Source organism: Bacillus haikouensis (assembly GCF_013179555.1).
Taxonomy (GTDB): domain Bacteria; phylum Bacillota; class Bacilli; order Bacillales; family Bacillaceae_B; genus Rossellomorea; species Rossellomorea haikouensis_A.
Genome location: NZ_JABMCR010000122.1, coordinates 1 through 12,638 on the forward strand (window position 1 = coordinate 1; position 12,638 = coordinate 12,638).

A 12,638-nucleotide genomic window follows, 5' to 3' on the forward strand; every position below is an offset into this window, starting at 1 on the left:
ATAAGCTGAATGATAAGAGAATACGGAATATGCCAATCCTCTTTGCTCCCTTACTTCCTGAAAAAGACGGGATGACATGCTGCCGCCGACAATATTATTCAATACAATCAGGTTGTATATATCGTTGTGTCCAATTTGAAATCCGTCAAAACCCAGACAAAGATGGGCTTGTTCGGTATCTTTTTTCCGTGCAAGCTTGTTGTAATGAAATGAAGGCTGACTCTTTTCCCCGGGTCCTTTTCCACCTTCATATGACCCAAATAAATCTTCTGCTTCCTTTATGAAACCCTCGTCCACATTACCAGCTATGGATACAACCACTTGATCGGGGGTGTACATATCGTGCATATATTGTTTTAATTTTTTCTTATTAAACGTACTAAGAGTATCTTCAGTACCTAAAATTGGATAACCGAGTGAGTGCTCTTCATAAATAGCCTTACTAAGAAGATCATGTACAATATCATCCGGAGTATCTTCATACATTTTTATCTCTTCGTAAACAACATTTTTCTCTTTATCCATTTCTTCTTCGTCAAACGCGGAATCAAAAAACATATCAGACAAAGTATGTAAGGCATATTTTGCATGATTATCAAGCACTTTAGCATAGTAGCATGTATATTCTTTAGAGGTAAAAGCGTTTACCTGCCCGCCGATACTGTCAAATGATTCGGCAATTTCTCTTGCAGACTTGGTTTTTGTCCCTTTGAAGAACATATGTTCGAGAAAATGTGAGATACCATTATTATCTCGTACTTCATTCCGTGAACCAGTGGCGATCCAAATACCGATCGCGACTGATCGGACAGTAGGTATTTCTTCTAAAACGATTCTTAGTCCATTCTGGCATGTATGTTTCTTTATCAAAAAGTGTTCCTCCTATTCATGGTGCAGCAAATTATGAGTTATCCTTAACATTTCCCTGTTCAGGCGAATTATCAATTTTCTCAAGGATTCTTTCTTCTTTAAATAAACTCGAAACCGTTCCCAGCCGAAGCTGTTTGTCCTTTATTTGAACAATCAAGCTGTTTAGCGAATTTGCAGTGGAAGCAGTTGGATGCATAAGGATTATGGCGCCTTTATGCAGCTTGGACATCACCCGGTTGATCAGTACATCTGGCTGAGGCTTTTGCCAATCAATTGTATCAACACTCCACATGATGGTGCCCATATCCATCTCGTGAGCGATCTTAACAACTTCATCCCTGTAACTGCCGCTTGGAGGTGCAAACCATTTCACCTTTTCTCCAGTCGTCACTTCAATGATTTCGTTTGTTTTTTTCAGCTCATCCACGACTTTAACTGTTTCGAGTATCTCCATATTTGGGTGTGAATATGAATGATTTCCTACCTCATGTCCTGCATCAACGATCATTTTCGCTAAGTCCGGATTATTCTTTACCCACCTGCCCTCTAGAAAAAAGGTAGCATAAATATGATGCTTTTTCAAAGTAGCAAGCATATCGGGAATATGTTCATTTCCCCACGCAACATTAATTACAAAGGATACCATGGGCTTATCTGGATTACCTCTGTAAATAGGGGAAGGAGGTAAATCAGAAAGATGCTTTTCAGGTCGGATTTGTTTATAAACAAGCTTTTCTTCAGAAAAAGCCAGGTCCTTCTTCATATTTTGGAGCGATTTTTGGACATCTATTTTTACCCCGTTATAACCCGGAGTTGCCTTCCACACAGAATCAATTTTGGCATCTTGGGCAGGAAAAGAGTTGTTTTCTGCTGCTGCTTTTATTTTTTGAGAAAGCTCTTCATTACTAATACTGCCGCTAACTGATACAACTCCCTGTTTTAGGCTTTGTACATATTCATCCGATAAAGGATTTTCTACAGCTAATAATGTCAGAATAGCAATTACACAAATTCCAATCAAGTACTTTTTTTCCAACTCGGTTCACCTTCCTTCCTTTAAACATATGTGTTTATTGGACAAGGTAGAACGCAGTTTAAATGAATAGAAAAAGGCTGCCTGTCGGGAGAATGTACTCCATACAGGACAGCCTGTCTATCAAACGTTATGCTTGATTTTGTTCTTCTTTTTCGCGTTGTTCTTTCAAAACTGCTTTTCTTGATAAGTTAACTCTTCCTTGATTGTCTACATCAAGAACTTTAACTAGGATTTCATCGCCAATTGCAACAACATCTTCGACTTTTCTGATACGTTCTTCTGCAATTTCAGAAATATGGACCAAACCGTCTTTTCCGGCAAAGATTTCTACGAAAGCACCGAATTTTTCAATTCGTTTTACTTTTCCGAGATACATTTGGCCAGCTTCAACTTCTCTTACAATATCTTCGATTGTTTTCTTTGCAACCTTATTCATTTCTTCATCAGTAGAAGAAATGAATATGGTTCCATCTTGTTCAATATCAATCTTAACCCCAGTTTCATCAATGATCTTATTGATTTGCTTACCGCTAGGACCAATAACATCACGGATTTTGTCTGGATTGATATGCATTGTAAGAATTTTTGGAGCATATTGAGAAAGCGATGATCTAGCTTCTCCCAGTGTTGAAAGCATGCTGTCAAGGATTTGCATTCTTCCGATTTTTGCTTGCTGAAGTGCTTCTTCAAGAATTTCTCTTGATAACCCTTCGATTTTGATATCCATTTGAAGGGCGGTAACACCCTTGGAAGTTCCCGCTACCTTAAAGTCCATGTCCCCCAAGAAATCTTCCATTCCTTGAATATCCGTAAGAATAGAATAGTGTTCACCTGATTTCACAAGACCCATCGCAATCCCTGCTACAGGAGCTTTAATGGGAACACCTGCATCCATCATAGCCATAGTACTGGCACAAATGCTTGCTTGTGAAGTCGAACCGTTGGATTCAAGAACTTCGGAAACCAGTCTTATTGTATAAGGAAAATCATTTTCATTTGGTATAATCGGCTCAAGAGCACGTTCTCCTAATGCACCGTGCCCGATTTCACGACGGCCAGGACCTCTGATCGGTCCTGTTTCCCCGACACTGAATTGAGGGAAATTGTAGTGATGCATGAAGCGTTTGGATTCTTCAATTCCTAATCCATCAAGAATTTGAACATCCCCTAAAGCACCTAATGTACAAATGCTGAGTGCCTGGGTTTGTCCACGTGTGAAGAGACCGGAACCATGTGTTCGCGGCAGTATTCCGACTTCAGAAGAAAGCGGACGGATTTCATCTACTTTACGGCCATCAGGGCGGACTTTTTCTTCAGTAATGAGGCGGCGGACTTCGTTTTTAACAAGTTTATCCAGGATCTTCTTCACTTGCTTCAGTGTATCATCTTCCGCTTCCTTTTCTTCAAAAGCTGCGATAACATTACTTTTAACTGTTGAGATCGCTTCTTCGCGGGCGTGTTTCTCCTGAACTTGAATGGCTGGGATTAATTCTTTTTCACAAAGTGAACGGACTTCTGTTTCCAAATCCTGATCAAGTTCGAAAAGTTTAATTTCTACCTTTTCTTTCCCGACTTTTGCAACGATTTCTTCTTGGAATTCAACCAACCGTTTTATTTCTTCATGGCCGAACATGATTGCTTCAAGCATCGTTTCTTCAGGAACTTCATCTGCACCTGCTTCAACCATGTTGATAGCATCTTTCGTTCCTGCCACAGACAGATGGATTTCACTCTTTTCCAACTGTTCCACAGACGGATTAATGATGAACTTACCGTCGATAAGTCCTACAATCACACCTGCAATCGGACCTTCGAATGGAATATCAGACACTGACAGAGCAAGTGATGACCCGAACATAGCCGCCATTTCTGATGAACAGTTCTGATCTACACTCATCACCATACTGATGACCTGAACTTCGTTACGGAAGCCGTCTGCAAATAACGGACGGATTGGACGATCGATTAATCGACTGGCCAGGATTGCTTTTTCACTTGGACGACCTTCTCGCTTGATGAATCCTCCAGGGATTTTACCAACAGCGTATAATCTTTCTTCGTAGTTGACTGTTAAAGGGAAGAAATCCAATGGCTTTGGCTCTTTAGAGGCAGTTGCACTGCTTAGTACTGCTGTATCTCCATAGCGTACCAATACCGCTCCGTTGGCTTGTTTAGCCAATTGGCCGACTTCCACAGTTAATTCTCTTCCAGCCCAATCGATGGAAAAGGTTTGTTTAGTTTGTTCCATAAAGTGTACCCCTCTCTTTATACATCACTTAAAGGGTGTCGGTTTTACCTTACCCGTTATAAATAAATTCAGTAATCTATATCATGCACGTAAGTGCCGTTATATTCAAATAGCAGGATATTAAAGTCTTCCGTTACTCCAGGCTGCTGAATGCCCTTTTATATAAATAAATAGTCAAGCGTTCCTTATTATGTATTGTAGACAAAAACACACCGTAAGAATACCACCACATCGAGTTCTTCCAAAAAAATCATGGTGTTTCATACAAAGATTTCCACTTATAAAAACTAAAGAAAAAGCGGGAAATATTCCCGCTTCCTTGTTTCTGATTATCGACGTAAACCTAATTTGTTAATTAACTCACGGTAGCGTTGTACATCTTTCTTACGCAGGTAAGATAAAAGATTACGACGGTGACCTACCATTTTAAGAAGACCGCGACGAGAGTGGTGATCTTTCTTGTGAACGCGTAAGTGATCGTTCAGATTGTTAATTTCTTCTGTCAGGACAGCAATTTGAACTTCTGGAGATCCAGTATCGTTCTCATGTACTTTGTATTCACTGATAAGTTCGTTTTTACGTTCTTTAGTGATAGCCATCCTTTTCACCTCCTAATAATTTCTTTCAAATCCCCTGTTACTGAGCATACGTTGGTGAATCGTGAAGCCAAGCAAAGGTTCATTTCATACGCTATTTAGAATACTACTTTTTTCTACAAAAATCAAGTGATTACTTCAAATTCCCGAAAAGTAACGAATTGCCGTTTCTTTATCATTTTGAATTTGAGTGATTAATTCTTCAATACCCGAGAATTTCTGTTCATCTCTTATTCTTTCAAACCATTCAATATATACTTCTTCCCCATAGATCGATGAATGGAAATCGAATAGATGAACTTCGATGGACAATGAATATTCGTCAGGGTTTTTAAATGTAGGTTTAAAACCTACATTACAGACACCATTATACCATTTGTCATGAATTTTCATCCGAACGGCATAAACGCCGTTTTCAGGGGTTAAGTAGGAATGAGCCGTCTCTATATTAGCTGTCGGAAAACCGATTTTCCTTCCTCGTTTGTCACCATGTATAACAGTGCCCTTCATTCTGTATGGCCTGCCCAATAATTTGGTGACCTTTATAATATTCCCTTCTTTGAGGTATTCACGGATATTCGTCGAGCTCACTTTGTTTTCTTCTTCAGTGAATTTTGGGACCGTCGTAAAAGTGAATCTTTCCCTTGAATGAAAAGGGAGGGTTTCCATCGTCCCTTTACCCATCCTGCCATATGAATAATCAAATCCTGCAACTGCATGCACTACATTTAATTCTATGATATATTGGTCCACAAATTCCTGAGGTAATAGGCTGGCAAACTCTGAAGTGAAACGAACCACAAATAAATAGTCCACCCCTAAACCTTCAATGATCTCCTTCTTATCCTCAAGAGGGGTTATAAAGTGTATATGTTTGTGCTTATGTCCCAATACAACTGAAGGATGGGGATCGAATGTCATGACAGCACTGTGGACATTTTGTTCCCTTGCCTTTTCTACAGCCGTATTGATGACCCTCTGATGTCCTTTGTGGACGCCGTCAAAATAACCCAGTGCCATGACCAGGGGTGGAAAGTCATCTTTATTGAACGAATGAGGATGATGTACGGTTATTATTTTCACAGTATTTCACCTTTTTCACTAGTCGTTGAATAGTACTTTAACAGGCTTAATAACACCCTTTTTGTCTGGATGGCACTGATAAATAGCGATGGCACGGCCATCATGCTCCATCACCACTTCTGAATCCTGCGGCCAATCCCCAGGCTCTTCCAAGCGTGCACCATTCTTCACTTTCTCTGCTAATGTATCACTAATTACCATTTTCGGCAAATGAGAAACCCCTGTTTCCAATGGACATAGAAGGTCATCAGCCCTTTCGCTTTGGACAAACTCAGCGACTTGTTCCAGAGTGAAACAATCAGCTTCAGTAAAGACTGCTGATTTCGTTCGTGTCAGCGCAGACATATGAGCAGGGTAGCCCAGCTGCACTCCGATTTCAACTGCTAGGGTCCTTACATATGTACCTTTACTGCATGTAACTTTAAAGGTGAAAGAAGGGTGTCTCTCATCCAGTTCAGACCATCCTTCCAGAAGTTCCAAATGGTGTATATGGACCTTCCGGGACGGTCTCTCCACTTCTATTCCTTGCCTGGCATATTCATAAAGTCTTTTCCCATGTACTTTTACAGCCGAGTACATTGGAGGAGTCTGTGTAATTTCACCTTCCAGGTTTCTCAATACCTCTTCTACTCTGCTTCTTTCTATAGGAACTGAAACAGATTTGGTTTCAACCACTTCCCCCCACACATCTTCTGTGGTAGTGGAATAACCAAGCGTCACTTCCCCTTCATATGTTTTTCCTGCAGAAGTAATATACTCTGCTATCTTTGTTGCCTTTCCGATGCAAATCGGCAGCACTCCGGATACTTCAGGGTCGAGTGTCCCCGTATGGCCGACTTTCTTAGTACGAAGCAATTTCCTCAGTTTAAAAACACAATCATGTGATGTCATGCCTTTGGGTTTCCATAACGGTAAAATTCCATTCATACGTAAACCTCCATTCATTAAACATTTCCATACAAAAAGACTGACCCTTACGAAAATAAGATTCCCGCATGGATCAGTCCTTTCAGCTTACTCGTCTTTATTCTGTGAATCTTCATCCGGATCATCTTGCACTTTACGAAGTAAAGTTTCAATATGATTACCATATTCAATCGATTCATCAAACTCAAAGATTATTTCCGGAGTTTTGCGGAGACGGACCCGCTGCCCGACTTCGGAGCGAATGAACCCTTTCGCCTTCGCCAGACCCTTCAATGTATTTTCTCTTTGGTCTTCACCGCCAAGAACAGTAATGTATACTTTCGCCTGCTGAAGATCCCCGGAAACCTGAACATCTGTTACCGTGACAAATCCAATACGCGGGTCTTTAATTTTTCGTCCGATAATATCGCTGAGCTCTTTTTTCATTTGCTCGCCAACTCGATTCGCACGATGGCTCATCAATATCACCCCATAATTCTGTCATTAGTGTGCATTGAATCGTGAGTGTGATTCAATTTTAAATGAATTCCCTGATTGTATCGGTCCTTTCCCATTCAGGGAAAGAATCAATAAACTTTAATGCATTTTCTATTTCTCTTTCACTGGATGCCTTAGATGAAGAGACAGTCACAATGCCAATCCTGGTCCTTTGCCAGACATCCTGATGATCGATTTCCGAAACAGCTACATTATACTTCTGCTTTAGCCGGGTAAGGACCCTCTGTAAAACAGCTCTTTTTTCTTTTAAAGAGTGAGAATCATGAATCATGCACTCACATTCAACATATGTGATCATTTACGAGTGATTTCCTCCATAACATAGGCTTCGATTACATCGCCTTCTTTAACATCATTGAAGTTTTTAATCGTAATTCCACATTCATAACCTCTTGCAACTTCTTTAGCATCATCTTTGAAACGTTTAAGGGCATCAAGTTCACCTTCGAAAATGACGACGCCGTCACGGATCAAACGGACGCCTGAGTCACGAGAAATTTTCCCTTCTGTTACATAGCTTCCCGCAATCGTCCCAACTTTAGACACTTTAAATGTCTGACGGACCTCAGCCTGACCGATAATTTTTTCTTCAAATTCAGGATCGAGCATCCCTTTCATTGCAGCTTCGATTTCTTCCATGACTTTATAGATGATTCTGTGCAGGCGAATTTCTACACCCTCTGCGTCAGCAGCACGTTTTGCATTTACATCAGGGCGGACGTTAAAGCCGATGACAATGGCATTCGAAGCGGAAGCAAGTGTAATATCAGACTCATTGATTGCACCTACGCCTGTGTGTATGATGTTAATCTTCACACCTTCTACTTCAATCTTCAACAGGGAAGCAGCCAGTGCTTCAACAGACCCCTGAACGTCTGCCTTAAGGACAAGGTTAAGGTCTTTCATTTCGCCTTGTTTCATTTGTTCAAATAACGTTTCTAGACTTACTTTTGATTTTTCTCCGCGTTGGGCTTGCAGAGCTTGTGAAGCACGGGATTCACCAACTGAACGGGCTGTTTTCTCGTCCTCAAATACTACGAAACGATCTCCGGCTTGCGGCACATCATTTAATCCTGTGATCTCGACAGGAGTTGAAGGACCGACTTCCTTGACTCGGCGTCCAAGGTCATTGACCATGGCACGGACACGGCCGAAAGTGTTTCCTACAACAATTGGGTCTCCGACTTTAAGGGTACCGTTCTGTACCAGCAGCGTAGCAACAGAACCGCGGCCTTTATCCAACTGTGCCTCGATGACTGTTCCCAGAGCAAGACGCCCTGGATTAGCTTTAAGCTCTTCCACTTCACTTACAAGAACGATCATTTCCAGTAAGCTGTCAATTCCTTCTCCGGATAATGCGGACAGCGGTACGAAGATCGTATCTCCACCCCATGCTTCAGGAACCAGTTCATATTCCGTCAATTCCTGCATTACGCGGTCGGGATTAGCGGCTTCCTTGTCCATTTTATTCACAGCAATGATGATTGGTACTTCAGCAGCTTTTGCGTGGTTGATTGCTTCTACTGTTTGTGGCATAACACCATCATCAGCAGCAACTACAATGATCGCGATATCCGTTACTTGAGCACCACGGGCACGCATTGTAGTGAAAGCAGCATGTCCAGGTGTATCAAGGAAAGTAATTTTCTTGCCTTCGACTTCTACTTGATAAGCACCGATATGCTGGGTGATCCCGCCTGCTTCTCCTGCAGTTACCTTCGTATTGCGGATTGAATCCAGAAGTGTCGTTTTACCATGATCGACATGCCCCATGATCGTGACTACGGAAGGACGCTCCTGTAATTGACCTGCATCGTCCTCAGTAAAATAAACACCCAGGTCTGTAGCATCGATTTTGATTTCTTCTTCAACTTCCACACCGTACTCACCGGCGATCAATTCGATAGAATCTTTGTCCAGTTCCTGATTGATCGTTGCCATGACACCAAGCATGAAGAGCTTTTTGATGATTTCAGAAGGCTCTTTATGAAGCTTTTTGGCAAGTTCAGCAACCGTCAATGACTCAGAAAATGTGATTTTTGAAGGAAGCTCCTTTTTCTTGGCTGGCTGTTGCTGCTGAGGTGCCGGTTTAAAGTTTTTGTTTTGCTTATTGTTTCTGTTATTTCTATTTTTTTTGTTGTTTTGGTTATTATTATTGAAAACTTTTTTCTCCTTTGATTGGGACTGCTGATCATGTTTTTTCCCTTCGCGGTTCTTAGGTGCTGATTTCACCTTATCCTTGTTAGGAGAATCATCTGATTTAGCAGCGCTTTGTTTTTGATTTGAATTCTTTTGAGGCGTTTTACCCTGGGTTTTAGAATTACCGGAAAACATAGAATCCAGTTTTTTCACTGTGTCATCTTCTATTGTTGCCATATGATTTGATACCTCAATATTTAGTTGCTTTAATTTCGAAATGACGTCCTTGCTTGAAACATTATATTTTTTTGCATATTCATAAACACGCGTCTTGCTCATATGTTCACCCCCATTGAGATTCAATCGAGCATTTCAGATATTTTTTTGGCAAAGCCTTCATCGGATAATGCTACTACCACCCTGGCTTCTTTTCCAATTGCATTCCCCAGTACATACCTGTCCTCCACTAAACTGACCGGCACATGATAAGACTTGCATTTGTCTGTGACCTTCTTATGAGTATTTGCAGAAGCATCTCTGGAAAGGAGCACAAGTTTTGCCCGTCCGCTCCGAACTTCCTTGATAACTAGTTCTTCACCTGAAATAATCTTACGTGCCCGATTTGCCAACCCTAAAAGTGACATCCAACGATCTTGTTTCATACGCTAAACGTTACTCCTTCTCTACAAGACTGATCAATTCGTCATAAAGAGAATCGTCTATCTTTGCTTGTAATTGATTGGCTAAAGTATTCTTCTTTTTTGCTTGTAATATGACGGCTTTATCCTTAGAAAGGTAAGCACCTCGACCTGATTTTTTTCCTGTAGGATCGATTGATACTTCTCCTTCTTTAGAGCGGACAATCCGGATCATTTCTTTTTTTGGTTTCATTTCACCAGTTGCTACACACTTGCGCAATGGTATCTTTTTGCTGCCAGCCATGATTTTCACCTCTTAATCTTGATCATCGAAATCAATATTTAAAGGTTCGTTATCGTACTCTTCCTCGTCATCTTGCGGTAGAAATGCTTCTTCACGAGGATATAGACCAAGTTCCCGGGCGTCGGTTTCACTCTTGATGTCAATCTTCCAGTTTGTCAGTTTTGCTGCGAGGCGAGCATTCTGACCGCGTTTTCCGATTGCGAGTGAAAGCTGATAATCCGGTACAACCACTCTGGTCGCTTTATCTTCTTCATTCACCTGAACATCCAGGACTTTTGATGGACTTAAGGCATTTGCTACAAATTCAACCGGATCTTCCGACCACTGTACAATGTCGATTTTCTCACCTTTCAGTTCATTGACAATCGCTTGTACCCTTGCTCCTTTGGTCCCCACACATGCCCCAACCGGGTCAACCTCGGAATTTTCTGCGTGGACGGAGATCTTAGACCGGTCACCAGCTTCACGAGCAACAGATTTGATTTCAACCGTACCATCAAAAATCTCCGGTACTTCAATTTCAAATAAACGTTTCAACAAACCTGGATGCGTACGGGAAACAAAGATTTGAGGACCTTTAGTTGTCTTCTCTACCTTTGTGATAAACACTTTGATCCGGTCATGAGGTTTATATGTTTCATTTGGCATTTGTTCACTTACAGGAAGAAGTGCTTCAATCTTGCCTAAAGCTACATAAATGAACCGGTTGTCCTGGCGCTGTACGATGCCTGTCATAATATCTTCTTCACGATCAACGAATTCAGAATAAATGATCCCGCGTTCAGCTTCTCTTACACGCTGTGTAACAACCTGTTTCGCCGTTTGCGCAGCAATTCGCCCGAAGTCTTTTGGTGTAACCTCCAACTCTACAACGTCGCCTACTTCATAGCTTGGATTGATTTCTCCTGCATCTTCAACTGAAATTTCAAGACGCGAATCGAATACTTCATCTACAACTTCTTTACGAGCGAAAACCCGCATGGTCCCTGTTTCAAGGTTAAGATCTACGCGGACGTTTTGTGCCTGATTAAAGTTTCTTTTATAAGCCGAAACCAATGCTGCTTCAATTGCCTCAATAATCACATCTCTGGCAATGCCTTTTTCTTTCTCTAAAACAGTAAGAGCATCTAATAACTGAGTGCTCATGGTGGTGTCATCCCCCTTTATAATACGGTTGCATCCTTTTAAAAAGTAACTGCCAATCTTGCTATAGCGATTTTATCTGCAGGAATTTCAACCTTCTTTTTTCGTGTTTTGATTGTTACTTCCAACGCTAATTGCTCTGAAGAGTAGGAAAGCAGGGTACCTTCAAAAGTCTTTTCCCCATTAATCGGCTCATAGGTTTTCACGTAAACATTTTTACCGATTGATTTCAGGAAGTCCTTTTCATTTTTTAATGGGCGTTCTGCACCCGGTGAAGAGACCTCAAGAAAATAATTGTGGGGAATAGGATCGATTTCATCCAGTTTCTCACTTAATCGCTCGCTGACTATTCCACATTCTTCAATGTCCACACCTGAATCCTTGTCTATGAATACACGAAGGAACCAATTGGACCCTTCTTTAACATATTCCATGTCAATGAGTTCCAGTGACAGATCATCTAGGATGGGTGTAACAAGTTCTTCTACTAGTGTCATTATTTTGCTCATACTTACCTCCTGGTCTATATGAAAATCTTGCACCAAGACTAGAAATAATCGTTAAAAATCTCCATGTAATAACGAAAGAGTGGGGTGCGACCCCACTCTTCTGCTTTAGAGCTATCTTTAGTATTTCCAATAAAAATATACCATAATCCACATGTTTATGCAAACAATTCCCATTGGACGGGGCTAGAAGAGTGATAATTGGTTTTTGTCAGGCAAGCTTTCAAGACATCCGTGATTATCTAAATACTCGATAATGGTCTTAGATACCCTTCCGCGCTGCTGAAGATCTTCTTTGGATAGAAACTCTCCATCTTCACGCGCCTTTACAATATTCAGTGCTGCATTTGTACCAAGTCCCGGTATCGAGTTAAATGGGGGAATCAATGTATCCCCGTCGATAATAAATTCCGATGCATCAGAACGGTACAGATCCACTTTCTGGAACTTATAACCCCGCTCGCACATTTCCAGGGCTAATTCCAGCACAGTGAGCGTGTTCTTCTCTTTTGGAGATGCATCAAGTCCTTTACTGTTGATCTCATCTATCTTGGCCTTTACCGCCTGTGAGCCCCTGACCATTGCTTCGATATCAAAGTCCTCTGCACGGACAGTAAAGTAAGCTGCGTAGTATAACAGAGCATGGTGTA

14 protein-coding genes are annotated in these 12,638 nt (G+C 41.2%); all 14 read right to left on the reverse strand.

Annotation, left to right across the window (positions count from 1 at the left end; genetic code table 11):
• Window positions 1–870: M16 family metallopeptidase (locus tag HP456_RS12690; RefSeq protein ID WP_172251633.1), on the reverse strand; the 870-nt coding region annotated here is incomplete at its 3' end.
• Window positions 871–901: 31 nt separating this feature from the next.
• Window positions 902–1,906 carry a polysaccharide deacetylase family protein gene (locus HP456_RS12695; RefSeq protein WP_172251635.1) on the reverse strand — a complete coding sequence of 335 codons (1,005 nt, stop codon included), beginning with the start codon at window positions 1,904–1,906 and terminating at the stop codon, window positions 902–904.
• Between the two features lie 127 nt (window positions 1,907–2,033).
• A complete protein-coding gene (pnp, locus tag HP456_RS12700) occupies window positions 2,034–4,154 on the reverse strand; it encodes a polyribonucleotide nucleotidyltransferase (RefSeq protein ID WP_172251637.1) in 2,121 nt (706 codons plus the stop codon).
• Between the two features lie 329 nt (window positions 4,155–4,483).
• Window positions 4,484–4,753 carry a 30S ribosomal protein S15 gene (rpsO, locus tag HP456_RS12705; RefSeq protein WP_034760125.1) on the reverse strand — a complete coding sequence of 90 codons (270 nt, stop codon included), beginning with the start codon at window positions 4,751–4,753 and terminating at the stop codon, window positions 4,484–4,486.
• A gap of 135 nt (window positions 4,754–4,888) precedes the next feature.
• Window positions 4,889–5,833, reverse strand: coding sequence for a bifunctional riboflavin kinase/FAD synthetase (gene ribF / locus HP456_RS12710; RefSeq protein ID WP_172251639.1), 945 nt, complete (start codon window positions 5,831–5,833; stop codon window positions 4,889–4,891).
• An 18-nt stretch (window positions 5,834–5,851) separates the two neighbouring features.
• A complete protein-coding gene (truB, locus tag HP456_RS12715; RefSeq protein WP_172251641.1) occupies window positions 5,852–6,760 on the reverse strand; it encodes a tRNA pseudouridine(55) synthase TruB in 909 nt (302 codons plus the stop codon).
• Between the two features lie 87 nt (window positions 6,761–6,847).
• Window positions 6,848–7,219: a 30S ribosome-binding factor RbfA gene (gene rbfA, locus HP456_RS12720; protein WP_172251643.1), complete on the reverse strand. Its 372-nt coding sequence runs from the start codon at window positions 7,217–7,219 to the stop codon at window positions 6,848–6,850.
• Window positions 7,220–7,277: 58 nt separating this feature from the next.
• A complete protein-coding gene (locus tag HP456_RS12725; RefSeq protein WP_172251645.1) occupies window positions 7,278–7,556 on the reverse strand; it encodes a DUF503 domain-containing protein in 279 nt (92 codons plus the stop codon).
• Complete coding sequence (infB, locus tag HP456_RS12730) at window positions 7,553–9,736, reverse strand: translation initiation factor IF-2 (RefSeq protein ID WP_172251647.1); 2,184 nt, start codon at window positions 9,734–9,736, stop codon at window positions 7,553–7,555. The genes HP456_RS12725 and infB overlap by 4 nt, the downstream gene beginning before the upstream one ends.
• 20 nt (window positions 9,737–9,756) lie before the next feature.
• Window positions 9,757–10,059 (reverse strand): YlxQ family RNA-binding protein, encoded by a 303-nt coding sequence (locus HP456_RS12735; RefSeq protein WP_172251649.1) that lies wholly within the window; start codon window positions 10,057–10,059, stop codon window positions 9,757–9,759.
• Between the two features lie 10 nt (window positions 10,060–10,069).
• Window positions 10,070–10,339 (reverse strand): RNase P modulator RnpM, encoded by a 270-nt coding sequence (gene rnpM / locus HP456_RS12740; RefSeq protein ID WP_172251651.1) that lies wholly within the window; start codon window positions 10,337–10,339, stop codon window positions 10,070–10,072.
• Window positions 10,340–10,351: 12 nt separating this feature from the next.
• Window positions 10,352–11,485, reverse strand: coding sequence for a transcription termination factor NusA (nusA, locus tag HP456_RS12745; protein ID WP_172251653.1), 1,134 nt, complete (start codon window positions 11,483–11,485; stop codon window positions 10,352–10,354).
• Between the two features lie 38 nt (window positions 11,486–11,523).
• On the reverse strand, window positions 11,524–11,991 hold the full coding sequence (gene rimP / locus HP456_RS12750) for a ribosome maturation factor RimP (protein WP_172251655.1): 468 nt from the start codon (window positions 11,989–11,991) through the stop codon (window positions 11,524–11,526).
• A 183-nt stretch (window positions 11,992–12,174) separates the two neighbouring features.
• On the reverse strand, window positions 12,175–12,638 hold a 464-nt coding region (locus tag HP456_RS12755), incomplete at its 5' end, for a helix-hairpin-helix domain-containing protein (protein WP_446680272.1).

Excerpts from the sequence above, each read along its gene's own strand:
- pnp (WP_172251637.1), bottom strand. The coding sequence starts at position 4,154 with ATGGAACAAACTAAACAAACCTTTTCCATCGATTGGGCTGGAAGAGAA.
- rpsO (WP_034760125.1), bottom strand. The coding sequence starts at position 4,753 with ATGGCTATCACTAAAGAACGTAAAAACGAACTTATCAGTGAATACAAA.
- truB (WP_172251641.1), bottom strand. The coding sequence starts at position 6,760 with ATGAATGGAATTTTACCGTTATGGAAACCCAAAGGCATGACATCACAT.
- rbfA (WP_172251643.1), bottom strand. The coding sequence starts at position 7,219 with ATGAGCCATCGTGCGAATCGAGTTGGCGAGCAAATGAAAAAAGAGCTC.
- HP456_RS12725 (WP_172251645.1), bottom strand. The coding sequence starts at position 7,556 with ATGATCACATATGTTGAATGTGAGTGCATGATTCATGATTCTCACTCT.
- infB (WP_172251647.1), bottom strand. The coding sequence starts at position 9,736 with ATGAGCAAGACGCGTGTTTATGAATATGCAAAAAAATATAATGTTTCA.
- HP456_RS12735 (WP_172251649.1), bottom strand. The coding sequence starts at position 10,059 with ATGAAACAAGATCGTTGGATGTCACTTTTAGGGTTGGCAAATCGGGCA.
- rnpM (WP_172251651.1), bottom strand. The coding sequence starts at position 10,339 with ATGGCTGGCAGCAAAAAGATACCATTGCGCAAGTGTGTAGCAACTGGT.
- nusA (WP_172251653.1), bottom strand. The coding sequence starts at position 11,485 with ATGAGCACTCAGTTATTAGATGCTCTTACTGTTTTAGAGAAAGAAAAA.
- rimP (WP_172251655.1), bottom strand. The coding sequence starts at position 11,991 with ATGAGCAAAATAATGACACTAGTAGAAGAACTTGTTACACCCATCCTA.